At 45.7% G+C, this 26,177-nt stretch carries 24 protein-coding genes and 1 pseudogene; 5 read left to right on the top strand and 20 right to left on the bottom strand.

Features of this window, described 5'->3' with window-relative positions:
- Nucleotides 1-8 precede the first annotated feature (8 nt).
- The 3 genes from SPK40_RS15900 to SPK40_RS15890 all read right to left on the bottom strand — a co-directional run bounded on the left by SPK40_RS15900 (nt 9) and on the right by SPK40_RS15890 (nt 2,936).
- A complete protein-coding gene (locus SPK40_RS15900; protein WP_330961124.1) occupies nt 9-836 on the bottom strand; it encodes an alpha/beta fold hydrolase in 828 nt (275 codons plus the stop codon).
- 24 nt (nt 837-860) lie between these two features.
- Nucleotides 861-2,228 (bottom strand): MATE family efflux transporter, encoded by a 1,368-nt coding sequence (locus SPK40_RS15895; RefSeq protein ID WP_330961123.1) that lies wholly within the window; start codon nt 2,226-2,228, stop codon nt 861-863.
- 129 nt (nt 2,229-2,357) lie between these two features.
- On the bottom strand, nt 2,358-2,936 hold the full coding sequence (locus SPK40_RS15890; protein WP_330961122.1) for a nucleoside triphosphate pyrophosphohydrolase family protein: 579 nt from the start codon (nt 2,934-2,936) through the stop codon (nt 2,358-2,360).
- Nucleotides 2,937-3,514: 578 nt separating this feature from the next.
- Here SPK40_RS15890 and SPK40_RS15885 point away from each other — a divergent pair.
- The 3 genes from SPK40_RS15885 to SPK40_RS15875 all read left to right on the top strand — a co-directional run bounded on the left by SPK40_RS15885 (nt 3,515) and on the right by SPK40_RS15875 (nt 6,020).
- The gene (locus SPK40_RS15885; RefSeq protein WP_248142681.1) at nt 3,515-4,228 is read left to right on the top strand and encodes a glycerophosphodiester phosphodiesterase family protein; all 714 of its coding nucleotides are present in this window, start codon (nt 3,515-3,517) and stop codon (nt 4,226-4,228) included.
- A gap of 183 nt (nt 4,229-4,411) precedes the next feature.
- Nucleotides 4,412-5,704, top strand: a complete 1,293-nt coding sequence (locus tag SPK40_RS15880) for a DEAD/DEAH box helicase (protein ID WP_330961121.1) — start codon at nt 4,412-4,414, stop codon at nt 5,702-5,704.
- 190 nt (nt 5,705-5,894) lie between these two features.
- On the top strand, nt 5,895-6,020 hold the full coding sequence (locus tag SPK40_RS15875; protein ID WP_330961120.1) for a hypothetical protein: 126 nt from the start codon (nt 5,895-5,897) through the stop codon (nt 6,018-6,020).
- A gap of 419 nt (nt 6,021-6,439) precedes the next feature.
- On the opposite strand, the gene SPK40_RS15870 is transcribed toward SPK40_RS15875, so the two are convergent.
- Entirely contained in the window at nt 6,440-7,567 is a 1,128-nt protein-coding gene (locus SPK40_RS15870; RefSeq protein ID WP_330961119.1) for a M23 family metallopeptidase, read from the bottom strand.
- Between the two features lie 338 nt (nt 7,568-7,905).
- Here SPK40_RS15870 and SPK40_RS15865 point away from each other — a divergent pair, with 338 nt between their 5' ends.
- On the top strand, nt 7,906-8,223 hold the full coding sequence (locus SPK40_RS15865) for a hypothetical protein (RefSeq protein ID WP_330961118.1): 318 nt from the start codon (nt 7,906-7,908) through the stop codon (nt 8,221-8,223).
- 75 nt (nt 8,224-8,298) lie between these two features.
- Here the strand turns inward: SPK40_RS15865 and SPK40_RS15860 are convergent, their stop codons facing one another.
- The 7 genes from SPK40_RS15860 to SPK40_RS15830 form a co-directional block, all read right to left on the bottom strand.
- Complete coding sequence (locus SPK40_RS15860) at nt 8,299-8,760, bottom strand: methyltransferase family protein (RefSeq protein WP_248142685.1); 462 nt, start codon at nt 8,758-8,760, stop codon at nt 8,299-8,301.
- Between the two features lie 50 nt (nt 8,761-8,810).
- Nucleotides 8,811-9,629: a PhzF family phenazine biosynthesis protein gene (locus SPK40_RS15855; RefSeq protein ID WP_330961117.1), complete on the bottom strand. Its 819-nt coding sequence runs from the start codon at nt 9,627-9,629 to the stop codon at nt 8,811-8,813.
- 65 nt (nt 9,630-9,694) lie between these two features.
- Nucleotides 9,695-10,066, bottom strand: a complete 372-nt coding sequence (locus tag SPK40_RS15850) for a zf-TFIIB domain-containing protein (RefSeq protein ID WP_330961116.1) — start codon at nt 10,064-10,066, stop codon at nt 9,695-9,697.
- 163 nt (nt 10,067-10,229) lie between these two features.
- On the bottom strand, nt 10,230-10,700 hold the full coding sequence (locus tag SPK40_RS15845; RefSeq protein WP_330961115.1) for a heme-degrading domain-containing protein: 471 nt from the start codon (nt 10,698-10,700) through the stop codon (nt 10,230-10,232).
- The gene (locus tag SPK40_RS15840; RefSeq protein WP_330961114.1) at nt 10,697-11,737 is read right to left on the bottom strand and encodes an oxidoreductase; all 1,041 of its coding nucleotides are present in this window, start codon (nt 11,735-11,737) and stop codon (nt 10,697-10,699) included. Before SPK40_RS15840 ends, SPK40_RS15845 begins: the two co-directional genes overlap by 4 nt.
- 1 nt (nt 11,738) lies before the next feature.
- Entirely contained in the window at nt 11,739-12,506 is a 768-nt protein-coding gene (locus tag SPK40_RS15835; protein WP_330961113.1) for a DeoR/GlpR family DNA-binding transcription regulator, read from the bottom strand.
- 141 nt (nt 12,507-12,647) lie between these two features.
- A complete protein-coding gene (locus SPK40_RS15830; protein ID WP_330961112.1) occupies nt 12,648-13,433 on the bottom strand; it encodes an AraC family transcriptional regulator in 786 nt (261 codons plus the stop codon).
- 107 nt (nt 13,434-13,540) lie between these two features.
- Between SPK40_RS15830 and SPK40_RS15825 the strand changes: the two genes are divergently transcribed.
- Entirely contained in the window at nt 13,541-14,506 is a 966-nt protein-coding gene (locus tag SPK40_RS15825) for a DMT family transporter (RefSeq protein ID WP_330961111.1), read from the top strand.
- An 89-nt stretch (nt 14,507-14,595) separates the two neighbouring features.
- Here the strand turns inward: SPK40_RS15825 and leuE are convergent, their stop codons facing one another.
- The 9 genes and pseudogenes from leuE to SPK40_RS15780 form a co-directional block, all read right to left on the bottom strand.
- The gene (gene leuE, locus SPK40_RS15820; RefSeq protein ID WP_330961110.1) at nt 14,596-15,234 is read right to left on the bottom strand and encodes a leucine efflux protein LeuE; all 639 of its coding nucleotides are present in this window, start codon (nt 15,232-15,234) and stop codon (nt 14,596-14,598) included.
- 111 nt (nt 15,235-15,345) lie between these two features.
- Complete coding sequence (locus tag SPK40_RS15815; protein WP_248142694.1) at nt 15,346-15,975, bottom strand: LysE family translocator; 630 nt, start codon at nt 15,973-15,975, stop codon at nt 15,346-15,348.
- Between the two features lie 81 nt (nt 15,976-16,056).
- A complete protein-coding gene (locus SPK40_RS15810; protein WP_248142695.1) occupies nt 16,057-16,878 on the bottom strand; it encodes an AraC family transcriptional regulator in 822 nt (273 codons plus the stop codon).
- Nucleotides 16,879-16,987: 109 nt separating this feature from the next.
- On the bottom strand, nt 16,988-17,335 hold the full coding sequence (locus SPK40_RS15805; RefSeq protein WP_248142696.1) for a GFA family protein: 348 nt from the start codon (nt 17,333-17,335) through the stop codon (nt 16,988-16,990).
- A 90-nt stretch (nt 17,336-17,425) separates the two neighbouring features.
- Nucleotides 17,426-17,920 (bottom strand): GNAT family N-acetyltransferase, encoded by a 495-nt coding sequence (locus SPK40_RS15800; RefSeq protein WP_248142697.1) that lies wholly within the window; start codon nt 17,918-17,920, stop codon nt 17,426-17,428.
- 104 nt (nt 17,921-18,024) lie between these two features.
- Nucleotides 18,025-18,443, bottom strand: a pseudogene (locus SPK40_RS15795) (transposase); the annotation flags it as partial.
- Nucleotides 18,444-18,601: 158 nt separating this feature from the next.
- Nucleotides 18,602-23,326, bottom strand: a complete 4,725-nt coding sequence (locus tag SPK40_RS15790) for an OmpA family protein (protein ID WP_330961109.1) — start codon at nt 23,324-23,326, stop codon at nt 18,602-18,604.
- On the bottom strand, nt 23,316-24,464 hold the full coding sequence (locus SPK40_RS15785; RefSeq protein ID WP_330961108.1) for a Tricorn protease domain-containing protein: 1,149 nt from the start codon (nt 24,462-24,464) through the stop codon (nt 23,316-23,318). The genes SPK40_RS15790 and SPK40_RS15785 overlap by 11 nt, the downstream gene beginning before the upstream one ends.
- 26 nt (nt 24,465-24,490) lie before the next feature.
- Nucleotides 24,491-25,909: a hypothetical protein gene (locus SPK40_RS15780; protein ID WP_330961107.1), complete on the bottom strand. Its 1,419-nt coding sequence runs from the start codon at nt 25,907-25,909 to the stop codon at nt 24,491-24,493.
- Nucleotides 25,910-26,177: the final 268 nt, after the last annotated feature.

Genomic DNA, 26,177 nt, shown 5'->3' with positions numbered 1-26,177 from the left:
TGATCTTGTTATGCCATGACTTTCTGACAAAAGTTCAACAGCCCTTCTGTCACGATTTCAGGCTGCTCCAGCGGACATAAATGCCCGGCACGGGGAATGACCTGAAGCTGACTGCCTGTCATTCCGTCATGCATGAGATTAGACTCCAGCACAGTGCGAATGCGATCTTCAGCTCCGACCATCAGCAGGCAAGGGAGCGCAAACATTTCTGCATCCTCAAAGCTGTCCCGGCGGCCAAACCACATTCTCCCCGCCTGCGCTAAAGCAGTCACCTGCGCTCCCTGACAGCTTTCCAGCCTGCGGCGAAACGATGCAACAAGCTCTGGATGTAAATTTTCTGCATCATGACCGAACTGCAATGATGTCCATGTATCAATCATTGCGGAACTGAAACTTAAATTGTCCCCGGCCTCACGCAGCATCGCCTGATATCTCAGGTTCGCGACTTCCGGTTCCAGGCCGGCGAAACTGTCCATCAGGACGAGTGCCCTGACTCTGGCCGGTACCTGAACACCAAGTTCAATGGCCCAGCCGCCACCCATTGAGTGGCCAATCAAACCAACCGTTTCAATTTCAAGATGATCCAGCAGCCCGCACACCACCTGCGCATAACCGGCTAAAGTCGCACTGGCCGCAGGCGCCGGTTCTGACTCACCATGCCCCCAAAAGTCCGGCACAATACAGCGGAAATGCTGGCTGAGACGCTCGAGCTGATGTGCCCACATCCCGCTGTCCCAAAGAAAAGCATGCCCCAGAACCAGCACTGGCCCCTGTCCGATATCCAGATAACTGATCCCTTGAAAACGCTGTCTGTTTGCCGGAAAAATACCGCTCATGATTACTCCAGGTTAGATTCGTTTTTATCCGTTTGATTCTGCCATCACCCGCGGTGTGAACTTCGCCACCACCCGCTGCATGCCCTGCTGGAAGCAGAGCCAGGCCATAATACCGGCGGCAAGATTACCAAACATCGCACCAATAAACAGACCTTTGATACCGCCCATTGATGCTCCCAGCCAGATCAACGGCAGAAAACAGGCAAACAGCCGCAGGCAGGAAATCACCAGCGCACGCATTGGCATGCCCAGCGCATTACTGACGGAAACCATCAGCATACAGACCCCCAGAGGCCCCAAACTCACGGGCACCCACTGAAGATGAAGCGTAAGTATTTCACGGACTGATGGGTCACTGCTGAGTAATGTCGGTAACCAGAAACACAGGGCAAGGAGAACAGCTGCAATCCCTAGCTGCCAGATGAAGACGAACTTCACCGCCAGTCTGATCAGCGTGGTGATGGCAGGCATATCCTGACGACCCAGAGACCTGCCAACCATGGGCGGCAAAGACATGGTTAACGCCAGAACCACAACAATCGAAAAGAATTCCAGTCGGGAGCCCAGAGCCCAGGCAGCAACCGCCGCGGCTCCAAAACCAGCCACCAGTTTTGTCGCCAGCATGGAAGCCAGTGGCGGCATCAACTGGCTGAGCATGGCCGGTGCCATAATGTGAATGAGTTCTTTGACGGAACTGAGAATATTCAGCCCGCACCAGTTGAACGTCATCCAATGACGGCGAATCACAGCCGGAAACATCACCAGCATGCCGATCCCAAATGCCACGATCGTTGCCAGTGCCGCTCCGACCAGCCCCAAATCCAGGGTGAAAATGAAAATGGGATCCAGAATCATATTCAGCACACTGGTCACAACCATCATGATACCGGGCAGCACAGTATTGCCATTCGCCCGGCACAAACTGTATGCAAAATACACCATGGCGCCAAACCAGCTGCTGATCAGCCATGAGGGCCAGTAGGCGTCAATCAAAGGCCATACATCACTTGGGGCGCTCAGTAGTGTCAGAATCGGGCCACGCAACAGCCAGATGCAAACCCCTATCAAAGCAACAATGGCAGCGCCAGTCAGGACAACCAGACCGCCCAGTTGCCGGGCACGTCTCTCATCCCCGCTGCCGTGCACCCGGGAAATCACCGCTGTTGTCGCAATGCCCAATCCGACCTGAAGGCCGATGATGATCATCTGCATCGGCAGAGTGAAACCCTGAGCCGCCAGTGGCAGAACGCCTAACTGGCCGATAAAGGCACTGTCGACAAGCTGAAAACTCATCAGGGAAAGGACGCCGAACATCATCGGCCAGGTCATGGAAAAAAGCTGTCGCGACAGCGCGCCTGAGTGCTGAGGATCAGCGGCATTTCGTCGGAGCATAAGCAACATTCATCAGATTAAAAAAGGTAGTGTAAAGCGTTCGGTCAACAGTGCGAAGCCTGTCCAGCAGGAGTCTTTCAGACGATCCCCGCAATGCCGCAGGGATCAAGGAATAATGAAAAAGTGTGATTAGTTAGTTACAATTTTCACCAGATCAGCCGGGCGATAGTATACAGATTTCAATACCTTACCTTTTCTGATCACTTTATCTTCAAGTTCAACATCTTTTGCGCACTTCGCAATGATGTAATCCCCTTTCTGACTGCCCGTAATCTCAACGCCCTGCTTGGCATAGTAAGCCTGAGTTTCAGAAAATTCCTGCTCATTCCGGCAGACTTTACTCATGTTACTGGCATGAACTTCATCCCAGCATGGTACAAATGCAATATTCAGACGCTGTGCAATCTGAAGCAGCAAATCAATCATATAACTGACACCGAGGTTTTCTTCGAGCTGTGCATGGCCCAGATGCACCAGACGACCCATCAGTACATAAACTGAATCCACAATTGCATCAGCCTGCTCAACCAGAGAATCGGCTTCCGCAAGTTCGGTCAGCTCTTCCACTGCCAGTGAAGTATGCAGCTGATCCATTTGCTCATTCAGAGTCGACGGGCTCTCAATGTCCAGATCAAACGTCGTGCGAAACTCTCGAATGTCACGATACAAGTGGTCAAACAATGCCTGATCCAGCACAGTCAGCTTCATACTGAAATTCCTCTTTTTTTCATCATTATTGCGCAAGCCGGGGAACCGCTGTTCACAGGGTGCAGGCTGCCGCAGTCATCAAGTGGGCGCATCGTATCACACTTCCTGACTCGCTTTCACAGATCTTGATAATGCCTGACGCTCTTTTGACAACCTGAATACTATTTGTTGCTCGTTGTTGCTCGGTATGCAGGTATTTAAATAACATCATGCTTAATATGCAATAATGTTTTGTGATTCATCTCTCAGAAAATCTCAATTGGTCACCTAAAATGCGACCATCGTTTCATAAAAAAGGTGATGCTTATGTGCCCTCACTGCAAAAGCAAAAGTGTGCCTCAGCGAATTCGCCGGTCTTTTTTCGACAAAATTGTCCACAAAAACAGCCACAAATTTCAGTGCAGCAGTTGTAACCAGCGATACTTTGTCAAACTGGGAAGCTATGTGGGCAGCGCCACGGTCGGGCGCTGAGACACGCACTTCCATTTCGTCATCGAACTGTTATATTTCAGGCGCATACTTCAGGTTCAATGATCCTGTTTCTCCGGCCTTATTGATTTCAACGGTACAGAATACTTATGATTTCCGGACATCGCGGAGCCGCTGCGCTGGCTCCAGAAAATACACTTGCCGGGCTGCAGGAAGCAGCCAGAAGTCACATTCAGTGGGTTGAAATGGATACCCAACTGTGTGCTGACCTTATTCCGGTCATGTTCCATGACGCAAAAGTAAACCGCTGCACCGATGGCCGCGGAAAAGTGCGGGAACTCGATCTTGCCCAACTGAAAGCGCTGGATGCCGGCAGCTGGTTTGGACCTCAGTTTACCCATGAGCGGATTCTGACGCTGGACGAAGCGCTCAATGCCTGCCATGAGTACGGGTTGAATCTGAACCTTGAAATCAAAGTTCACGACGACCATGAAACTGAACTTCTGGTTCAGCAAGTCGCACATACCATTGCCAGCAATGGTATTTCAGCCGATGAACTGGTGCTTTCCAGTTTTTCTGCAGATGCCGTATCACATTGTCAGAAACTGATGCCGCATATTCGCAGAGGATTGATTTGCGAGAAGCTGCCCAAGAATCTCTTTGCTTTAGCCGATCAGCTTGAACTCTTCAGCGTGCATCTGGATTACCATTTACTGAATGCTCCGCTGGCGAACCAGATTAAACAAGCGGGGCTGGATCTGCATATCTGGACCATGAATCAGCCAGAGCTCGTTGATCAGTTTTATCAATGGGGCGTTGATATCATCATTACAGACAATCCTCCTCTGCTGCTGCAAGCCTGATGATGGCCGGGGGATGCCCGGCCAGTTTTCACGACTTCCGCTTAAATTTTCAGCCAATACGCAAATCTGCTGCCACAGACGATAATTATTGCTCTATAATCCCCGGTTTTGGTCTGTCATACCAAACGGAATCATCTAACCTGAAGGTTGTTTCGTTCGGTATACCGTCTGTAGGAATCTAAGATGTCTTTTGCTTCACAAAATTTTGCTCCGGAAATTGTTCGCGCACTGGATGAGTGCGGTTATGAAAAAATGACCCCTATTCAGCAGAAAGCGATTCCTGCTGCCCGTCGCGGCGAAGATATTCTGGCGAATGCCCAGACTGGTACGGGCAAAACGGCTGCCTTTTCTCTGCCAATCATTCAGCGCATTGCGGACCAGCCGAAACCACGTAAAGGATTCAGTACCCGGGCACTGGTGCTTGCGCCAACCCGTGAACTGGCAGAACAGATTGCACGCAATATTTCTGATTACAGTCAGTACCTCGACTTAAAAGTACTTGCTGTTTTTGGCGGAAAAAAAATGTCCAGTCAGGAAAAACAGCTGGAAACTGGTGTCGATATCCTGGTTGCCACACCTGGCCGCCTGCTGGAACATATCGAGCTGGGTAATGTGTCTCTGGCGAACCTGGAGTTTCTGGTGTTCGACGAAGCCGACCGGATGCTGGATATGGGCTTTATCGGCGATATTCGCACCATGATGAGCGGCATCCAGGGACATCCGCAAACGATGCTATTCTCCGCGACCTTCTCCGGCATGATGAACAAGCTGGCCGGAGAAATTCTGCAAAAGCCAAAACGTATTTCGGTGACTCCGGAAAACTCAACCGCAGAAACCGTTGCGCATGTTGTCTACCCGGTTGATGAAGATCGGAAACGCGAATTACTGTCTGAACTGATCGGTAAAAAGAACTGGCAGCAGGTTCTGGTTTTCGTCAACTACAAAGAAACAGCCAATGAGCTGGTCCAGGAACTGAAACTGGACGGCATCAAAGCCGTGATTTGCCATGGGGATAAAGCGCAAAGTGCCCGCCGCCGTGCACTGGAAGAATTCACCACAGGCAAGGCCCGGGTGATGGTTGCCACAGAAGTTGCTGCCCGTGGACTGGATATCCAGGGTCTGCCGCATGTCGTGAACTATGACATGCCATTCCTGGCGGAAGACTATGTCCACCGGATCGGCCGGACCGGACGTGCAGGACAGCAGGGCCATGCGGTTTCCTTCGTCAGCCGCGAAGAAGAACTGACTCTGTTGCAGGTAGAAAAGATTATCAAGCAACGTATCCACCGGGTGCTTCTGGAAGGCTACGAGCCGGCGAAACGCGATGCTCTGATCGAAAAACTGAGCACCAAAGCGGCATACCGGGATCGTAAAAGCCGTACCAACAACCCGGATCAGTCTGCTGCTGAGCGCCGGATGCGTTTACAACGTGCCATCCGTAACCGGACCAGCGCACCGAAAACGCTGAAAAAATAAGCAATACATCCCCTGGCAATGCCGGGGGATTTTATTTCAGCGTCATCTGTCAAACCGCCAGACTGATTTTCAATCACCGTTATCACCTCTTGTGATCAGACTGAAACAGCCCACCTGCCGACTTCATATTCTTTATCGCCATCGGTAAACTGAACTACACTTTTCCGGTCTGGCAGCAGGGAGATATGGCATGAATACAGAGTCTGAGATTATCCATTTCACTGCTGAGTTTACTTCGGTCGATGCAGAAAAAATCTCTCCCTGCACTTTTATTAACTTTGATTTAGGCGTCGATGGAAACGAAGGCGCTGAATGACTCAATGCATATTCCTTACGATTTAACGTAGGTCTGAGCCCGGTTAACGAAACCTATTTGGGTCCCGAGGGGATTCCCCCTTCACTTTTCATTTTCTGATGCATTGGATTTTTCGACGAAAACTAAATCACCTTAAGCCATTACCTGTGTCACAGCTGGTGAAATCCGCAAAAGCAGGGGTATGGGTCGAAGATAAAAATATGGATGGCTGAAGCTGGTTTCCCGGTCAGAACAATCGACGATACGCCATTTTCTCTTATCTAAATCTCTGTCTCTGATTCTCTCTTCGAGAGAGTACATCACCTGTCTGTAGCAAAAGACTTAAACGGGGCACGACTTCCGCCCCGTCTATCTGACGTACAGGCACCTTCATGATATTCCGATGCCCGTCTTGTTGCCGCGATAGCTGAAACAATCTGTCACATCACCGGGTTATCAATCCGATTCCAGAAGCAAACTTTCTGGTTGCTGCGCTTATCCACCAGCCAACTGTAGTTACAGTTATCGTCGTAGCTGTAACGTCCGGTTTGCACCTGATACGGCCCGAAACTGCTGCCTTGCATGGACTGGAAACGTCCCTGATAAAGCAGTGAGAAATGCAGGTGCGGTCCGGTTGATGAACCGCCTTCGCACAGCGCAACCGATTTCTGGCTGGCATAGACACCAAGTTTGGTGTTCTTGTTCACCCACTGTCCGTTCGAGACCTGAATCCCGTCCATGTGGTAATAGTTGGTTCCCCAGCCATTGGAATTGGTTACACGGACCTGACAACGGGACAGCACAGTGACGTATCCATCATGCGCGGCTGTCACACTGTAGGTTGCCCCACCCCAGGATGGCCAGTCGTAGGACACATCAATCGAAGATAGCGGGAAGCCAGAACCGCTGTGCGCATGCGGGCCATTCGGCACCCAGTTATACCCTTGGCGCCAGGGCATTTGCATGAAACCATAAGGAGGCGCAACCGCATTCAGCGTCCTTGCTTCAGCATGGCTGGCCTGACTCTCAAGCGCTTGTGCTGGTTCACCAAACCATGCGATATATTGTTTTGACCATGCCGGCGCCAGCTGACTGTCGTTCAGAGTGCTGAGAATCGCGAGTGTCGAAGCATTCGCGGGTAGCTTCGTGTCTGCGTCATAGCGATAAAAATACTGTGAAAGGTGATTCGCGATCCGTTTGATTGCGGCTTTGATATGCGTCACTTCAGCGTCAGTGATTTCAGACTCCGGCTCCCACTGTTCCGATAACTGCAGGGTCACCAGAATGACTCGCGGATCAACACCCGTTGCACTACTCCAATGCATTAACGTTTCTTCCAGCGACAACCAGTTCGGCGCATAAGTCTCAAAGAAAGTGCTGGCGTCAAACGGATGCTGATAAGGTCTGAACACAAAATCGGCATCAGATACCACTGTCTGAACCTGAATACCCTGTTGTTTGATTTGTTGCGGTACGGATGAGCCCGCAACCGCCGGATACAAGTCGTGTGCGAATGCAGCCTGACTTGTGAGATAAGATAAAGCCACTAACGTGATTAACTTTTTCATGATTATTTTTTCTCCAGTTGCAAGATATGCACTAAGGAGTCTGGCAGGGCAAGAAACAAACCGGAGAGATGTCTGAAAAATTGCGAGTCGATTTAAATTAGATTGTATGCACCTGTAATTGAGAATATTAAAAGTGGTCATGTAATAAAAACGACAGCCAGAAATAAACTGTAACTCTCCTCCCTCATTTTCAAGAATATTAAATCATTGATCATGGTATGACGAACCTCCATTCATGAAATCAAAATAGTCGTTTATCATTCAAATTTTTTCAGACAAGCTGACTCATGAAATATCCTCAAATCAATATTTACAGACAAAGGAAAATCAAGGTATCTATGTTTAAAAAAATGACGTTTGTGATGGCTTTAAGCCTTCTTTCCCCACTTACTTTTGCAAATACCGGGGCGAATCAGACCATCGAACAAATCTATTATTGTGCTGAAGACTTTGCATTAAAAATGAGCGGGGGCGACTGGTATCTGGTTCAAAAAAGCGTTGTGGGAGAAAAGAAGTTTGACCACTTTCTCTCTTTATCGATGTACATGATGTCGACCGGAAAGAAAACAGCAAATATTTTCCCCAAAGAACCCATTGAAACCTGGTGTGGAAATTCCGGATTTAAACCAATCACAATTCTGAGCGTTCAAAACTGAACGCACTGATATTCAGGGCTGCTGAAATACAGCCCTATCTCCAGAGAGCATCTTTCCAGTCATCATGCACTCCCCTTACAGCCATCGTCTGACCGTCATCTGATATCGTAAATACTTTTCTCCAAAGCACTGAATCATCGCACGCTCTTCGGGCAGGATCTGAAAACGATTCATATAAAGAATAAAAGCGATCACCCCGAAAATCAGAAAAGGTGACTGAAGGAAAACGGCTTGTGCCACCAGCAGGCTTGCAAATCCAACATACATCGGATTCCGGGAACGCTGGTAAACCCCAGAAACAACCAGCTCGGAGGCTTTTTCCGGCTGTCGTGGATCCATTGTCGTCTGACTTTTTCTGAATTCTTTGACACCAGAAACGGCGAACCAGCAGCCAAAGATTGCAATCAGCAAAGCAATGCTCGTCGATGGGACGGTGCCCAGCGCCATTGATGGCAGATATGGTGCGAGCAAACCCATGATGATCGCGATTATCCCCATCACCAAAAGCGGGGGGATTTTGTTTTCCAGCGTTTGCATTCAACCTCCTGTCGCGTCTTCCGAAATCAATAGGCGGGCATCTGATATCGCTAAGCAAGACTCACCGTCGCTTTCTTCTCAGCCTGTACCGTGAACAGGAGGCCCTCCTGTGCTGGCGAGACCCGAAAATACCCGCCATCGGATGAGAGCTGATGAACTTCCAAATTTTCCTGTCCCAGTTTTTCCAGCCAATAAGGGGCCAGCGAACATTGTGCCGAGCCTGTGGCTGTGTCTTCATTGATGCCAATCTTAGGGGCAAAGTTTCGCAGCACATACCCACTTTTGCCCTGAGATGCCGTGAGTATCACAGCATGATGGTTTTTCAGGTTTTTTATCAGAGTGAAGTCTGGCTGATAATCCCGGACCTGTTGTTCACTGTCCAGCACGATGACTAAATCGCGGGTCGAGAACACATCTGCAGGCGTCAGCCCCAGCCTCTGAGCATCCTGCCAGTTTTGCTGATTGCGTGTCCCTTGCCAGGCTGGCATTTTCATACGGTAACTGTTCCGCATATCATCGTCTGCACGATCAATCACCACATTGCCATGCGGACTGAACAAGGACACGGTGTCCTCCTCTGCAGTCTCTAAAATACACGCAGCAGCAGTCAGACTGCCATGACCGCACAAATTAATTTCCGCATCCGGGCTGAACCACCGAATGTCATATCCCTCAGCACGTTCCACAAGAAACGCGGTCACAGGCTGCGCTAAAATCTGGCTGATCCGGAGCAAAGCTTGCGCAGCAGGCCAGTTCTTGAGCATCACAACAGCCGCGGGGTTCCCTTTCGCGTATTTCCCACGGAAAGCACGGCCGGTAAAAGCATGAATGATATGAGATGTCAGCGCTGTTTCCTGATGAATGTCCATTCCCGGCCTCCGGATCAAAATCAGCAAAGCCATTGGCTTTGCTGATAATCGTTACAATATTTGCATTAACGGCGTTCTTCTGTGAACAGTTTCTTGAAGAAATCCGACAAATCAATTTTTGCCAGATCTTTAAATTCACCCGCATCATAGAAACGTCCTTTACACGTCGGGCAGCTTTCAAACCAGATATGCGGCTGCTTCGGGTCAACTAACCTCAGCAACTGATTGTTGGGACAGACCGGACATTCAATCTGATCAATTTTATTGAATGACTTTCCAATATTCGCATCACCGATGTCCACGGTATCCGCCAGAGGTTTCATTTTTTCAATTTCATAGGCATCCAGCCACAAACCTTTACAAGCGGTACAACGCTCAATATCGCCCAGCGGGGTTGTTACATGTTCAAAATTCGAATGACACTTCGGACACTGCATTCGAAACTCCTTTCATTATTCTCATTGATTTCAGATACATATTACATTCACCCGAACTGATACCGATAGGCAAATTGACTCATAAGTCATGATTCTGTGATGCAGGAACAAGAAAGCAGAATTGTCTGACAGTGAAAAGCCGCCCGGTTGAGCGGCATGATGATCAAGGTTGCTGTTGCAATTGAATCGATCGCAGGGCTTCCGTCACCAGTTGGTGATCGTCTTCCTGGGGCAGACCGGAAACCGTCACAGCCCCAAGGAGTCCGCCGTTTTTCACACGGATCGGAAAGGAGCCGCCGTGGGCACAGTATTCACTCGCATCAATGTGCGGCTGACTTTCAAACTCACGCTGTTTCTGAGCATTATAACGCCCGAGATAGTAAGAGCTTTTGGCAAACCGCAGCACACTGTTCCGTTTCCGGCGAATCCAGTCCTGATGATCGCCGCTGGTCTCCGGCATCGCATACGAAAACAACACCTGCCCGAAACCATAGACTTCGATGGCCACAGCAGCCTGTTTCGCTTCCGCACTGCTTTTCAGCAAACAGCCTAACGCCCAGGCTGTTTCATGGCTGAAATAATCCAGCTGTAAACTGACTTCTTGTTCCACCAGAACTTCCAGTGTCAGGCTCATACGTCCACCTTCATGGTTTGACCCAGCTTGCTGCTTTGCAGCGCCAGTTGAATCAGTCTGATATTCAGCAAAGCTTCCTCCGCAGGTACCGGATTCGCAGCGCCCAGCCGGATAGCATTCGCCACACCGGCAAAGAAATGCTGATAGCCGCCCAGCTCGGTTGGAATCACCTGTGAGCCCGTTTCCTGATGGAACTGACCATAGTGTGAAGAGGGTTCCTCAGCCCAGGCTGGCAACTCAGGTTTCACGCCAGCTTTCAAGTACTCTTCCTGCGGATCCAATCCGTATTTTTCATATTTCCCATGCGTACCCAGCACCTTATATCGCAGATTTGGTTCCGGGCTGTACAGGTTGGCATGCAAATGCACAAAATGCTCAGGGTAATGCAACACCAGATTGAAAAAATCGATGGTTTTTGCACCCGGGCGCATGATTTCACACTGTGCGGTCAATGCCTGCGGTGCACCAAATAAGGCCAGCGCCTGATCCAGCAGGTGCGGCGCCAGATCGAACAATATCCCACCGCCGTCTTGCGCCTGCTCTCGCCAGCGCTGGCGAACAACCGGCCGGAAACGATCGAAATGAGATTCGAAATATTTCACATCCCCCAGCTTGCCTTCATCGATCAGCTTTTTCACCGTCAGGAAATCACCGTCCCAGCGGCGATTATGAAACACACTCAGCACCAGCCCTTTTTCTTCCGCCAGTCGGATCAGCGTTTCCCCATCTTCCACTCTCGTGACAAAAGGCTTTTCAATAATCACATGTTTGCCGTTTTCAAGCGCCAGTTTTGCCAGGCGAAAGTGAACGTCATTCGGCGCGGTAATGATCACCAGCTCCGCATCACTTTCCACCAGCATCGTGTCGGCATCTCCGTAACAGGTGATACCCGGTAAATCGGTTTGGACTGCCGCCTGCTGACTGCTGCTGATTGCGGTCAGTTCCAGCGCCGGCAGCGCCTGAATAAAAGGCAAATGGAAGGTTTTTGCAGAAAATCCGTAGCCAACAACGGCCGTTTTTACGGGAGCATCAAACATATTAGCGTTGTCCTTGTGTTGTGTCTGCCACAATCACCTGAATCTCATGGTGATCAAAAAGTTCGGCATAAGCGGTGGTCAGGGGTTGATCTGTAATCAGTACGTCAATCGCATCCAGTGCACAGATATGGTGAAAGTTGTCCTGCCCGATTTTGTGCTGTTCACAGACCAGAATGACCTGCTGGGCCTGAGCCATCATGGCTTTCTTCAGCGAAGCTTCCTGTTCATTGTTGGTCGACAGACCGTGTTCAGACAATGCGCAGACGCCGATAAAGGCTTTATTCACTCTGTATTCCGCAAGCTGTTTTTCTGCCTGTGCCCCCAAAATGGCACGGTGGAAGGTATCAAATTGCCCGCCCAGCAGATGGACACTGACGTCCGGAGTCCCGGCGAGCTGCTGGAGAATATCGACGGAGTTCGTGACGACAGTCGATGGCTGGCTGAGATGGCTTGCCAGTAAAGTGTGTGTCGTACCGGTATCCAGCAGTAAAGTGTCATTCGCTTCCACCAGTGTCGCCGCATATCGCGCGAGCCGCTGCTTCGCTTCACTGATCACTTTTCCGGCATAGGGTTCAAGATGAGCACTGACCGCAGCCCGGACTGCACCGCCACGAATCCGCTGAATGCCCGGCTGCTGCGTCAGCTTCACCAAATCACGGCGTGCGGAATCGCGCGACACTAAAAACTGTTCACAAATATCATTCAAAGTCACTTTGCCTCGCTGTTCGACCAGCGAAGTTAAGTGAATCAGACGTTCTTCCTGCGTCATTAACCCATAACCACTTAAGTAATTTTAAGTGATTATGAATGAAATCCTGACAATTGCCAAACAAAAGCGAGAGCAAGGTGAAAGTGATCGCGAAAGCTATGTGATCAAAGAAGAACCAGCAAAGTCCCCCACGTCCTCCACTCACAAGTTTCGCCGGTACTCGTCCGGGGTCACACCCATCAGACGACGGAACATTGCGATAAAGGCTGAGGCGCTGGCATAGCCGAGATCGTGGGCAATGTTTTCAACTTTCCCGCCAGCCTCCAGCATGGGCATGGCTTTGACCACGCGTAATCGCTGCCGCCATTCCGACAGCGGCATTCCGAGATCTCTTTGCGCACGCCGCATCAGGGTACGTTCCGTCGTGTGCGCCTGCCGGGCGAATTCTGTCAGTGAGGCATTGCTGCCGGGATCGGCTTCCAGCCAGCTCAGTACTTTACTCAGCGCCGTATCCGTGGAGGTTGGCAGATAACTGCCCAGCGGCGTGGCGTCACCGAGCTGATCCACCAGTACAGTTAATAACCGGGTTTGTGCCTCGGAATAAGGCAAAGTGGTTTGGGTCTGGCGAAGATGTTCCAGCATCGCTGTAATGAGTGGACTGATTTCAAGCGCACAGGTCGTTTCCGGCATGCGCCCGCACAGGCTGGCATCGATATAAAGAGAACAATGCGTCACTTCGTAGCGATTCAGTCCCTGATGTTCAACGTCAGGCGGCAGCCAGAGACCGTACTGAGACGGCGTCAGATACTGACGATTCCCGATCTTCACTTCCATGATGCCGCTGAAGGAATACACGAATTCTCCCCACGGGTGGCGATGAACCGGATACGCGGCATCAGCCGGCATGCAGGCCGTCCGGAACACCACCGGCGCGGGTAAATCTGTGCTGAATGGCGGGATGTGAAATTGCTTTCCGGGAATGCTCATCAGTCATTCTGTCATTTCATCGTTATCAGTTGTCGCATTCTAGCTATATCCCTGAATCACGACAACGCATACTGTGAACAGGATGTTAAGAAGCAGTAGAGGATTGCATGAACGAGCGGAAGCCAGTCGACACCACCGCAGTGAGTATTATGGTGGTGTTTTGTTTTGTCATGGGATTGCAGCAAATTTTCCTGAAAGCTACCGGCGACGACATTGCACCGATCCTCCAGATTGGCATCCGATCTGGCATTGCCGCCGTTCTGGTTTGTCTTTATGTCGTACTACGGCGCAAGCGCCTGTTTTTCGCCGATGGCAACTGGAAACCAGGTCTTCTGGTCGGCACCTTGTTTGCACTGGAATACCTGTTCCTCGGAGAAGCGCTGCGCTACACCTCAGCCGCTCACGCGGTGGTGTTTCTGTACACATCGCCTGTATTCAGTGCGCTGATGCTCCATTTCCTGATCGATTCAGAGCGCCTGTCACCAGCACAATGGGCAGGGATTCTGCTGGCCTTTGGCGGTATTGCCGTTGCGTTTCTTCTGCATTCGGAAGCGCGTGTGGCTGTCTCACAGCCAGACCAGCTCTGGGGCGATTTTCTTGCCTTGCTTGGCGGGCTGGCATGGGGCGCGACGACAGTTCTGATCCGCAGTACTAAACTGGCCCGGATCTCCTCAGAACAGACTCTGCTGTATCAGCTGACCATGGCCTTTGTGCTTCTGGTTGGCGCCGCATTCATCATGGGACAGACTCAGATCAACCCAACGCCGCTGGCAATCGCGAGCGTCGCATTTCAGACGTTCATCATTTCCTTTGCCGGATTACTGCTGTGGTTCTGGATGCTCAATACTTACATCGCTTCCCGTTTAGGGGTGCTGTCATTCATGACACCACTGTATGGGGTTGTACTGGGGGCCTGGCTGCTGGACGAAGCTATCGAGCCCGGATTTGTGTACGGCGCAACCATGGTCATCACCGGAATTGTGCTGGTCAGCGGTCACAGTTGGCTCAAACAGCTGTTCTTTGGCAAACAGCGTCAAAACGATATCCAGGCCGACAAGTCCTCAGAAAGATAAGCGCCTGCTTATCGCAAAACAGAACAAATAAAAAAGGCTCAGGGGGATTGCACCTGAGCCTTGAATTCAACGTTCAAACGTTCACATACTCACGCGTTCGATAATGCCAGCCTTGCAGCAAAACCGATAAACAGTGTCCCCATGAGCGTATTGCCGAGTTGTCGGGCCCGCTTGCTGGCTTTCACCAACCGGGTCACATACGAGCCGGCAAAAATCAGGACACTGAGGAAAATCAGGCTGAATACCTCCAGCACCGCCGCCAGAATCATAAATGGAATTGCGGGGCTGTCGTACGTCATATCGATAAACTGCACAAAGAAAGACACGTAAAACAAAATGGCTTTCGGATTGGTCAGACTGAGGATCAGGGCTTTTCGAAAAACCCGTTTTCCGACTGTCGCGGGTAAGACCTCCTCAGATTCACCGGGTTGAAAAGCGCTGTAGACAATCTTGCCGCCAAGAAACAACAGATAGATCGCCCCCAGATACCGTACCAGTGTAAAGAGGATTGGCGTGGTCTGAATCAGGGTCGCGACGCCGGCATAGGCGCAGAAAATCAACACCGCATCTCCGATGAAAACACCCAAGGCCGCCATATATCCCGGGCGGATTCCTTGGGTCATTCCGGTTTTCAGTACAAACAATGAATTAGGGCCAGGCAAAAGGACGATAAACATGGCCCCGACCACATAAGCCCAAAAATTCAATACGCCGTAATCAGCAAACATAGCCCTTCCCCTTCAACCGACTGAGTTCTTACTGTTTCACAGCACTATAAACGGTTTGAGCACGGATGCAATTGGCGTATCCGATTGCGATGAAATGAACTATCAGTACGCTCAGCCCACTGGGATCAGCTGCTGCCAAAGCGGGTTATCCACCAGCAGCCAGAACGCTACAACCATCATCAAAGCAAAATAGATGAGTCCCTGAATTTTCTGGTTTTTCCGGTTCCCGGAAAGTTTCGCCAGCAAACCGCCCGCCCAAATCCAGACCAGATGCATCAATATATTCAGCACAGCAAGCCATGCAACCAGCACCCAAATCGCATGCTCGCCGAACTCCTGCTGCGCTTTCTCCGAAAACAGGGAGAACATGAGCAACACCAGCAACCAGCCTTTACTGTTTAGCAACTGGATAAGCACCCCATCGGTAAATCCCAGATGTTTCACTTGTCCATTCGCCGTGTGCAAACTAGTTTTTAAAAATCCCTTTGCCAGATACATGATGTAACAGGCCCCGACAACCTGTAACAGTTGCAAAACCAGCGGATTTTCGTGAATCAGTGCGCCTAATCCCAGACCGATCAACAGCGACTTCATCAGGAAAACAGTATCAATTCCCAGTAACAAAGGTATGGAACGCCGGACACCGACACTGGCCCCCGATGCCGCAAACACAATATTGGCCGGCCCCGGACTAAAGACCAAAGGAAACATCACCCCTAACCAAAGCAATAAAAAACTCATTCATTCACCTCCAGATTCAACAGTGAATGCATGGTATTGCGTGCCGGTCATTCCTTCTTGTACAAAATTGCAGGCCAGGCGTCAGACGAGATAATGCTTCGGCGGTACCCCGAAAGCACGCTTGAAATTGCGGGTGAAATGGCTCTGGTCAAAGAAGCCGCAGCTGAGTGCCGTATCGACACAACTGTGCCCGCTCATCAGCAACCCTTTAGCTTTCTGCACTTTCAGCAGCAGCAAAAACTGATGCGGTGTCAGCCCGTAATGCGCTTTAAAATAGCGGATCAGTTGATATTTTGTCAGGCCACTGACGGCTTCAAGCGCTTCTAAAGAAACATTCTCCTGCCAGTGGTCATGAAGATAATCTCTGACCTGTTTTGTCCGGTTCTGCGCTTGACCCGCAAGTTCATGTGCGGGCTTCGCCGTGCCGTATTGAGTGAACAAATGCTCGAGAGCGAGTGTCAGCAACGACGACTGCGTTAAATTCAGACTGGGAACTTCCAGTGCAATATGACACTGCAAAAGCCGCCCGAATAAAGCAGGATTATCGATTAAAGAGGTATTTATCACAGGCTCTGCGTGCTTCTCGCTGGCATCAAAATAGCCCGAGATAAATTCAGGCGGGAAATAGAACATCCGGTAACGCCATCCCTGCTCGCATCCGGCGAACCCCGTATGAACCTCGGAAGGGTTAATTGCGACCACGTGGTGCTGAGGGACAACAATATTGTTACCCCGATAAAAAAGACCTTCAGCACCCGATTCAATCACGCCAATCGCTAATTCATCATGCCAATGCCGTGAAAATTCAAACTGCTGAAACGAAGCCGACAATAGCTCAACCTCTGGTATTCGTGCAGGACGCCAGAGTTTTGAAAATTCCTTTTTCTGTGGTTTTTCCCGCATCGCGGTTACCTCACCGCCTCAAACCAACGGGAAATGGACTCAATTGCTTTCATCATTTGCCCCATCTTCCTTGTGCAATGGGACACATCATCACATCCGCCAATATGGATTACAATGTCCGACCGTCGAAATACTTCACTGGAATGACGTCTAAATCGATCTCATCCAGGCATCGGATATTCACTGCGACAATAGCATTTCCCTGCTGGTCTTTGCCTTCACCATAGGGATGAATTCCGCAGGTCGGACAGAACCGATGTTGAATCACATGTTTGTTAAAGGTGTAAGTGCTTGCTGCGCTCTCGGGCGTGAGTAAACGAAACTGACTGCGAGGGACAAACCACAATAACGATCCTTTGCGCCGACAGATAGAACAGTTACATGCCAAAGCTTCCTCAATCTCGCCTTCGGCCTCAAACGCAATATTTCCGCAGTGGCAGCTACCTGTATATTTCATGCTCTTTCCCCTCGTCAGGTTCATTCTGAAGTCGGACGGCGACTGCTTGATGCAATCGGATTGAGTATAGCTTGGCAACGAAACTACAACTCAGCATTCACAATGCGTCGATTTCAAAACAGTTTTTTGCATCCAAAGCGAACTGATAGACTCACCATTTTTTTGGGCGTAATTTTGAAAAATACCGACCTCTTTAAATCCGAACTTCTGATGTAAAGCCACAGAGGCATCATTCGGCAGAGCAATCCCCGACAGTACACAACGCACCGGCTGGCTTGCCAGCGTTTCCAGTAAAGCAGCCATGAGTGCACTGCCTGTGCCTTTTCCTTTTGCATCCGGATGGAGATAAATGGTCACTTCAACCGTTTCCGAAAAAGCCGGACTTGGCCGGTAAGGCTGGCTGCAAGCAAATCCCGTCACGGTTTGATTTTCGATCGCGACAAAAAGTTGATGCGGGGAATCTGGCTGAAACTGTGCAAACCAGTCATTGCGATTCCCTAACGTCATCGGCTCAGTTTCAAACCTTGCGTTTGTCTGCGCAATATAATGATTAAAAATGGCAGTGATTGCGGGAATGTGAGTCATGGTGCCTCTTATGATTTGTGTCATATAGAGTTCATCGTGAGTTTGTGAAAGGCTTTGTTGATCAAATCTGAAAATCAGCAGATTTACCCAATGTAAGCCATGAATTAGCTCACTTTATGAGTTTCAACCGTACCTAACCCTGTTAATTTATTCAACGCACGGACGGTTGCAAGTGCTTCTACGACTTGAGCGTTGTAATCATACAGGCTTAACGCTGAGCCAAGCAGCCGCTTATACCTCGACATCGCCGTTTCTGAGATTGAATGACTATGGAACCACTGGTCTTTTTCCAGCGTTTATTATTGCCGTGAATACGCTAATTGGCAACCGCAACATTTCTGGGGTGTCCCTGCTTCCAGTAAGCAGCTCCAGTTCTGGGAGGAATAAGTGGACGTGCCTTTTTCCGCTGAATCGCTTGGTAGCACAGCCTTGAATTATAGGAGCCGTCACCTGATATCGATTTTATCTTACGATAAATTTGGTTAAATAATGTTGGCATGACTTCGCCATCAGAGACGGTAGTGTTCAAAATTTTGTGTCTTTTTCTACACTGACTGTAAGAAAGTTCAAGCCGGCTTAGCCAACAAAACCCCTTCAGACTAGAATATATGAGCAGTGCTGGATAATAAATATCCAACACTGCCTTATAGGAATAAAACAAAAATACAATCAATTTATTTTTTAAAATAATTTCACTTGTGTTATGGGAGCTTCAATAACATCTTTTTGTTCCTTAATCCAAGCTTGAACAAGTGATTTTTTTTCTGATTTAGAAAGTAACTTCCATCTTTCAAATGCATCCTTATCCATTTCTTCTGTTGGTTTTGGTTCTTTTAACCAAGGGGCGTAATGAATCCCTTGACCTATCGAAGGAATTTCTATGTCAATTTCTTTTATACCAGAATATATCTCTGAATTTGCGGTATTCATTTGACTAACATCGACAGACAACTTAACAGTACCGCTACATAAGATATCTCCAAACGGCCTCAACCCTTTAACTTTTCTACCTGTTGGAGAAATATAACTTAAAGGAACTTCCATTGCATAAATCGTATATATTTTATCTTCATCTAAATCGGATACATCGGAACGAACTCTAGTCATTGCTTCTTTTACAAATGACTGCAATTCATCACTATAATGAACTTTTCCACCATCAGATAAATCATCTTTCAATCGCCAAACGTCATAACTAGTTCCATATGATTTGTTCATATTTTTATAATACTGATTAAAAGAAAGCTTTCCTTGAAAGCATAATGGTGCATAAAAGTTCGGACCAGTGAGCTTTTGATCATCACCATCAAAAACTAATTGTATTGACATATCTATTTTATTCCATACAAGATTAGTCTTTTTGTAGTAATCAATATTATCATTCTCAGCAACAAACATAACAAATACTGATGTTGGGTTCTCTTCAATTGGTGAAAAATCAGAAAAACTCCGTTTATCCGCTAAGGTTTGCCGACTAAGATAAAAATCCTTCAGCTCACCAGACTCATTAAATAATTTTAATCCTGTTTCTTTAGATTTAATACCAATGATATTAGTGACAATATCTTCAATTATTGGTAATGGCTGAGTCTTCTTAACATCTGTTGTCATAGTAAATAACTCATTAAGAGTATCTTTCTCTCTTAAAATTAGAGCATCTTCGCCAATGTCTCTATATACTAGAACTTTAGTTTTATCTTCACCGTGGACACCAACCTTCAAATCTTTATTTAATTTACTGTATGCATCAACATCAGAGTTTAAAGAATTATATCTTTTGGCTAAAAATAATTTCCCTTCACCTTCACAATCTGCTAGCCAAAATCCATATTGCATATTTCTAAAATTACCTTCACTAACATAGAGGTCAAAATCTGTTACTTTTTCTTGTTCTGACCAACCAAGTTTCTGTGCAACAATTTGAGAAATGTAAAATGGTACAGATTTCATTTTTGTTGCAGTATCAATGATACTATTAAAAGTAATCCTTCCTTCAGATGTTAAAGGCTTGAATCCATAAATCTGAGATTCTCCAAAATAATAAAAAGGAGTAAACTCTATAGCTGACAAAACCTCATCTTTCCTTGATTTATAATACTCTGCTAGCTCTCCATCTGGATCACATGTGAAATCAGAGAATTTCATTGGATAGATAAGTGCATCGAATGATGGACCGTTGCAATTAAAAACCCCATCTACACGATCGTAGCCTAACTTTACTGCTGCAATTTTATCATACTTAGTATTTAAAACTAACTGTAGCATAACTTTATGATATGGAGACAAACGATTTGATTTACTTTCATTACTCCAATCATAATAAGTTTTCCATTCGTTACTGTTTGGTTCCGCAACCAATAACCTACAAAAACCGATATCTTCCTCACGAATATAGCCTTTAACAATAGAAAAATTGTTAGCAAACTCAATAAACAACTCTTCTCCTCCATGTTCAAACAATTTAGTTTGAACTGGAAAAACACGATTAAAGTCACCAAAGATACTATTTTTATTTGGGTATAGATTCACACCTTTTGATTTTGGCAATGGTGCTACATAGGCTTCCGACTCTTTAGATTCAACTGATTTTTTCATATTAAGATTAGAGTTGATTTCGTGTTGATTCACCCAGCCATAACCCATATTGCCTGCATAAGGAGGAATGCTCCAACTATCGTTAATAATGAATCTATTGATGTAGTCTTTAACTTTATATTTTTCTAAAACATCCTTATCTAGGACTTCACTTTTAAGCTTTATTGCTGCAATGATATACATCAAACCATTTATGGCATATGCTCTTAACTTAAATCGTTTTAATAATTCCTTCCTAGTTTTCTCATCCTTTAAAAAAACTAAAGCTTCTTCAAATGAATTATGCTTTTTATTTAAATTTAAATTTATTGATCTAATTTCCTTCAGTAACTCCATATTCAATTCAGAAAGACTCATCAAACTGTCAATCTTTTTAGTTTGGCTAAAATACTCTTGAATATGATTATCTAATAATGTCTCGTCCAACAGAGTAATCGCCGATTTAAGCACACCAGTTGTTTCATTAATCAACATGACACCTCGTGCCATAGGAGCTAAAAGCGGTATAAACTGTGCAATATTTAAAAAGCTATCTAAAATTGCTAACTTTAAAGCTGTTTCAGCATCATCTTCGTTCTTCATTGCATTAATTGCTGAAAGACGATATCGCTCCATAGCTTGAGAACCAAAACGACTTGGACTATAAACAATATCTAATGAAGCAAGGTAAATTCTAACAACCACCCTTCTATTTACAGCAAGTTTTGGGTTATCTTTTCTGATTTCACTCGGATCTTCTGGCTCATATATTGGTGCTGATTCACCATAGGCTTTCACTGAAATAAACTTATGCATGCTCTCAGGGAAAAGTGCCTTTGTATTTTCTGCGCGCTCTCTGGAAACTTTCATATTGATAGCTTCCGAGCTTACTTGACAAGCATGACCTTCAATTTCTATTCGAAGGTGAGATTCACTTTTTAAAGCCTCAACTAGTATGTCGATAACAGACTTATTTTCTAATAACTCTTTCTGTCTTGAGTTAAAATGGAAAAGGACTCTAAGCCCTGTACCTTTCTCATCTGTGATCAGCTCCACTTGATCTTTAATGTCAGAATAATCATTAATTAAAGAGTTTTCAATAACCTTTTCCTTGGCTTCAGATATAGCTTTATTAATTTTCTCTGCATCTTGATATATTTTTTCTTGGATAACAGGGATTTTATTCAAATAGTCATCTGCTATGTCTGATAAATCTTTTCTTCTTGATATGGTTTCAGACTGACTTCTTAGCAATTGTTTATATTGTTCATTTAGTGATATGAAAGACTCAGCAGTAGAAAGCGCACTGATGCCTACATCTGCAAGACTCATAAACCAACTTTCAGCTAGACGACCAGACAACGCTTTATAATTCTTATTTTCTAAGTCATCTTTAAAACCTTGGACATATTCTTTAATTTTTTCAGGATCGATAACATTTGCCGCGAATAAAGATTTAACTCCTAACCCTTTTTCGGCAGCACTAACCGATTTATCTGAGAGAATTCTATAATGATTCCAAGCTTCTTTTACGCTAAACAATCCAAAGTATAGTTCACCAGTAGCACGCATCGCTTCTGGCATATCTTTTTGGAGACTATCCCAAAATATTTGACTGACAGAATTAAAAGTTGCTATTTTCCCATCTTGAATATATTGCTCCTGCAAACCACCAGTCAGATATCCTGCACCTAACTGAACTGATGCGTCTCTTACAGATTTTAGTGTCGACAAACCATTTAATGTTGGACTTTCTGTACCTTCAGAACCTTTTTCATCAGATAAATATTTTTTCATTCCTTTTAGAAATTGAGGAAATTGATAAATTAAGGTTTCCTCAAGTGAAATCATATCACCATTAACAATCGCAATTTTTCCTAATGGTGAATCAGGCATGAAACGAATATATTCTCGTAGCTCATACGAATATATAACGTTTCTTCCATTTTTTTCCTTTCTTATATTTGACTGCGATATTGAATCAGGAATTGGTTTAACATTTATAGGATCAAAGGAAACTTTAATTGTATATATTCCTTCGACAAATATCTCTGGATCAAGATGAAATATGGCACAAGGGTTACTTCCTCGATCAACATCATTAATTGACTGAATTACCTGTGCAGTAACATTTCCCTTAAATTTATCCTTCCCTTCTTCATCATACAAATGAAGTGAAACAGTTGCATTCAAATAGTCTTTACTTGAAAAAGTAACTGCACACGTTGAAAAAACAGGCAGTAAGAATCCTTTTAATGGTTTACCTAATTTTTTAACTTTATCTAACCAATCATTATAACGTTTTTTCTCAACAGAGATCGAACCATCAGTTTCCAGTTCATAAGCATCCGCTAATTGGTTAATTCCAATTTCAGTTACATGAAAATCAACGTCTTGATTTGAAACTTTATTTGATAATTCAATTAATTTTTCGCCAAGATCTTTAAAATTCGTTTCACCCTGAGCTAATCGAGCTAAAACTGGTAAAGGTGGAAAATTAAGCTTATATTTTTCACATGTTAAATTCTTTACTGGGCTAGAATGTTCTAGAATCTTTCGACTAACATCTCGATCACCTTCTGCTCCTTGATTACCATGACCCAATGTGCACAAACGGTAATCAATATCGGTTGCCCAGATCTGAATTTCATCCTTATCATTTCTTGATAAGACTGGTATTAATGAAATAGGTCGAATATTTTTAAGTTCAGTTTCTTCTGTTAGATTTTTCTTTTCATGCCACTTAACATAACTCAACTTTTCATTTTTATCTTCACGATTGAATTTTGCTGAAAATAAATAATAAACCTTATCAATATTTTTATTTTCCATTTTTCACCTCAATTCTAAAAAAGTTACCATCATTTGCGAAAGAGTTATAAATAGATGCATCTGTCGCGCTATGCCCTGATCCAATTTGCAACCATTTGTCTTCGCTTCCAATTTTCTTATCATCATCCATCTTAAATTGGAATATCTGTGCACCGCCTCCACTACGTGCATATTTCGCCTCATAACCAAGAATATGCAACATTTCAAGATTACCAGGAACAGATTTATCGATAACCTCAGATTGAAATGATTTTTTATAAGTATCTATTAGGTATCTCCGCTCGGAGGTCTGTGCCCATACATACCGTCCTGTTGGACTTATAGATTTTTTAAGAAATTTTCGTATATTAATTTCACTTTTATCATCAGGAACTATTGAATACAACTTTTCTCCTGTTTCTTCTTTATAAACACCAACTCCCAGTTCAGACGTTACATATCTTCGACCATTATATATTACTGAGTTCTCATTATAAACCGCATCAGTTTTTTCAACTTTATTCGAGGATAGTGTGTACTTCCAATCTTTCCATTGGTCTGTGAAATATAAATAGCTGCTATCTTCTGCCCATAAAAACTCTGGATAACCACGAGATTTACCAAGTTCAATGTACTCTCCAGTTTTCAAGTCTTTAATGACTTTAAACATGCCTTGTTCATTTGTGTATGCTAAAGCTAGATAGCGATTATTAGGTGATATACGCATCAATCGAATCTGACCATCAAACTCATCTGCAACAAGTCTTAGATCAGTCCCATCCGTTTTTATACTCCAGACTTTATCTTTTCGTTCATAATAATCATCTTTTGGTGAACTATCCCTACCACCATTATCCCAGCGGAAAACAACACGCGGTAAGTCATATGAACTCTCATTACTCAAGTCTTCACGCGGCCATTCTTTGGCTTTATAAACATAGTATTTGGGCTTGCCATTATTATTCTGATAACTAATATAGTTATGCTCTGTAATGTATATCCGACCATCTTCCCATTCTTGAGCATTTTTTTGCTCTACAATAGATAGATCTTCTTTCGGTTGATTACTTTCAACGCTAGCCTCATTTTGGCCGCACCCCACAAGAAGTAAGGTACTCAATAAGCTTAATTTCAGTGCTGATTTCATACTTTTTTTCATAACAGTCATTCTTTCCTTTGCCAACGTTAATTTAATAGTTCGCTGATATCTATATCTTTGTAAATAATTACAGGTTCAATCACATCAAACTCCTCACTGCCTTTATTCGTTCGGCTCAATGTGACTTTTTTTACTTCACTCGGCCAGCCAGAAAATCGGATCATTCGATGTTTTTTGTCAATAAAATCACAGCTTCTCAGATAAACCTTTTGTGTCCATTCACTTTCAGAATCGGACAATTCAAAAAAATCATCCGGCTGATCAATCTGTGGATGCGCATAATAGGTCAAGCGAATTTCAGGCTGAGGCGCATTTAAATAAATCGCAGCAATATTTTTATCTATCTGATTCTTCAACAAACTATATTTTGACGAAGCTGATGTGACGGATTCAGGTATTGTCAGATTTTGAGTCACAGCAGTTGTATCAGTGAAACCTTTCCCCTGAGTATAAGTATCCATACCAGTGATTTCAGTCGCTCTTTCTGCGTACCCTTGTTCAAGTTCTGAAAGCTGACTACTCGTTTGTTGCTGCGTACAGTAGATTGCATGCAGTTGAATAATTTCGCCATTAATCTTATAAGGTAACCATAAATGTGGCATAGCCATCCCTTCCGGTTCCCTCAAGACAGCCCGCCCACCTTTTTTAGGACTTTCTTTCGTCGCTAAAGTAAATGTTCTCACCGGAGTGTAATCAGTAAGTACAATTTCCACTTCTTCTGCTGTCAGTCCAAATACACGTCCCATACCTGAACCATCAAGTCTGGAGGTGAACACAGTTTTGCCGTCTTGCTTCACTTCATAAGGTTCATAGGAATATCGCGCACCCGTTTCTTCACTGACTAGAGTAATATCAACATGTCTCTCAACTGCAAGGGTCTGCTTTTTATCGTTACTCACCTCAAGCGTCAGGTTTACCTCACTGAAATAGCCTTGCTCAGTGATATAAATTTCACGCCATACTTTGCCATCACGAAGAATGTACACATAACCCGGTTCATAAAGCGAAGCTTTTGCAGGATCTTTATCTTCAGTCGGCAAGTACATCGGAACGACAGGAACAAGTACAGTTTCCCACTCATCCAATTCAGTCTGCTTTTCGACTGGCATCAGATTGTCTGCCAATGAAAGCATGATAGGCATCGGGGTCACCCGTGAAGGAATGACGAGGTATAAATTCTTCGCTTCGTTCTCCAATCCCTGAAACTCAACCAGACTTCGGTGATCCTTTTTCGCATCTGCCCGGGGCTTTTCAATTTTCTCACTTTGTGTTTCTGTCTTTGCAAGACGTAAATAAGCACTATTCCTCTGCCACTGCCCGGCCAGTTCAACCACCAGTTTATGATCCGGGACGGGTTCAATAGCTTGAGTCACAACATTGCGCGGCAATGGGGTGATATCTTCAAGTGGCGTGTAATTCGCCTTTACATATCTCACTTTTTCCATATGAATCTTCTCGTTTTTTATCGCAATGACGAAGCGGAATCATATTGTTTGCCGGAAGATACTGTGCACAAAACGACAGACATTCTGACAGACAGCATGAGGGAAACAGGCCTGTTATTCAGTTCACAGAACATCAGGCTACGTGTTATATGGTGTGAGAAGAGTTTTCGGCAATCTGATTGGTCATTCAGTCTCTGTAGACAGCACATCGAGATGACAGTCTCCGCAGCGTTGTTTGCATGTAATCTTGCTGGCTGCGGGTGCTAAT

The organism is Photobacterium sp. 53610, from assembly GCF_036409375.1.
Lineage (GTDB): Bacteria > Pseudomonadota > Gammaproteobacteria > Enterobacterales > Vibrionaceae > Photobacterium.
This window is presented reverse-complemented; position numbering and strand designations above follow the sequence as displayed.

Coding starts and splice junctions, on each gene's coding strand:
- SPK40_RS15880 (WP_330961121.1), top strand. CDS start 4,412: ATGTCTTTTGCTTCACAAAATTTTGCTCCGGAAATTGTTCGCGCACTG.
- SPK40_RS15860 (WP_248142685.1), bottom strand. CDS start 8,760: ATGCAAACGCTGGAAAACAAAATCCCCCCGCTTTTGGTGATGGGGATA.
- SPK40_RS15790 (WP_330961109.1), bottom strand. CDS start 23,326: ATGGAAAATAAAAATATTGATAAGGTTTATTATTTATTTTCAGCAAAA.
- SPK40_RS15855 (WP_330961117.1), bottom strand. CDS start 9,629: ATGGACATTCATCAGGAAACAGCGCTGACATCTCATATCATTCATGCT.
- SPK40_RS15785 (WP_330961108.1), bottom strand. CDS start 24,464: ATGAAAAAAAGTATGAAATCAGCACTGAAATTAAGCTTATTGAGTACC.
- SPK40_RS15805 (WP_248142696.1), bottom strand. CDS start 17,335: ATGAAATATACAGGTAGCTGCCACTGCGGAAATATTGCGTTTGAGGCC.
- SPK40_RS15890 (WP_330961122.1), bottom strand. CDS start 2,936: ATGAAGCTGACTGTGCTGGATCAGGCATTGTTTGACCACTTGTATCGT.
- SPK40_RS15840 (WP_330961114.1), bottom strand. CDS start 11,737: ATGTTTGATGCTCCCGTAAAAACGGCCGTTGTTGGCTACGGATTTTCT.
- SPK40_RS15845 (WP_330961115.1), bottom strand. CDS start 10,700: ATGAGCCTGACACTGGAAGTTCTGGTGGAACAAGAAGTCAGTTTACAG.
- SPK40_RS15830 (WP_330961112.1), bottom strand. CDS start 13,433: ATGAGCATTCCCGGAAAGCAATTTCACATCCCGCCATTCAGCACAGAT.
- SPK40_RS15900 (WP_330961124.1), bottom strand. CDS start 836: ATGAGCGGTATTTTTCCGGCAAACAGACAGCGTTTTCAAGGGATCAGT.
- SPK40_RS15850 (WP_330961116.1), bottom strand. CDS start 10,066: ATGCAGTGTCCGAAGTGTCATTCGAATTTTGAACATGTAACAACCCCG.
- SPK40_RS15870 (WP_330961119.1), bottom strand. CDS start 7,567: ATGAAAAAGTTAATCACGTTAGTGGCTTTATCTTATCTCACAAGTCAG.
- SPK40_RS15885 (WP_248142681.1), top strand. CDS start 3,515: ATGATTTCCGGACATCGCGGAGCCGCTGCGCTGGCTCCAGAAAATACA.
- SPK40_RS15875 (WP_330961120.1), top strand. CDS start 5,895: ATGAATACAGAGTCTGAGATTATCCATTTCACTGCTGAGTTTACTTCG.
- SPK40_RS15810 (WP_248142695.1), bottom strand. CDS start 16,878: ATGCGGGAAAAACCACAGAAAAAGGAATTTTCAAAACTCTGGCGTCCT.
- SPK40_RS15835 (WP_330961113.1), bottom strand. CDS start 12,506: ATGACGCAGGAAGAACGTCTGATTCACTTAACTTCGCTGGTCGAACAG.
- SPK40_RS15780 (WP_330961107.1), bottom strand. CDS start 25,909: ATGGAAAAAGTGAGATATGTAAAGGCGAATTACACGCCACTTGAAGAT.
- SPK40_RS15800 (WP_248142697.1), bottom strand. CDS start 17,920: ATGACTCACATTCCCGCAATCACTGCCATTTTTAATCATTATATTGCG.
- SPK40_RS15865 (WP_330961118.1), top strand. CDS start 7,906: ATGTTTAAAAAAATGACGTTTGTGATGGCTTTAAGCCTTCTTTCCCCA.
- leuE (WP_330961110.1), bottom strand. CDS start 15,234: ATGTTTGCTGATTACGGCGTATTGAATTTTTGGGCTTATGTGGTCGGG.
- SPK40_RS15815 (WP_248142694.1), bottom strand. CDS start 15,975: ATGAGTTTTTTATTGCTTTGGTTAGGGGTGATGTTTCCTTTGGTCTTT.
- SPK40_RS15825 (WP_330961111.1), top strand. CDS start 13,541: ATGAACGAGCGGAAGCCAGTCGACACCACCGCAGTGAGTATTATGGTG.
- SPK40_RS15895 (WP_330961123.1), bottom strand. CDS start 2,228: ATGCTCCGACGAAATGCCGCTGATCCTCAGCACTCAGGCGCGCTGTCG.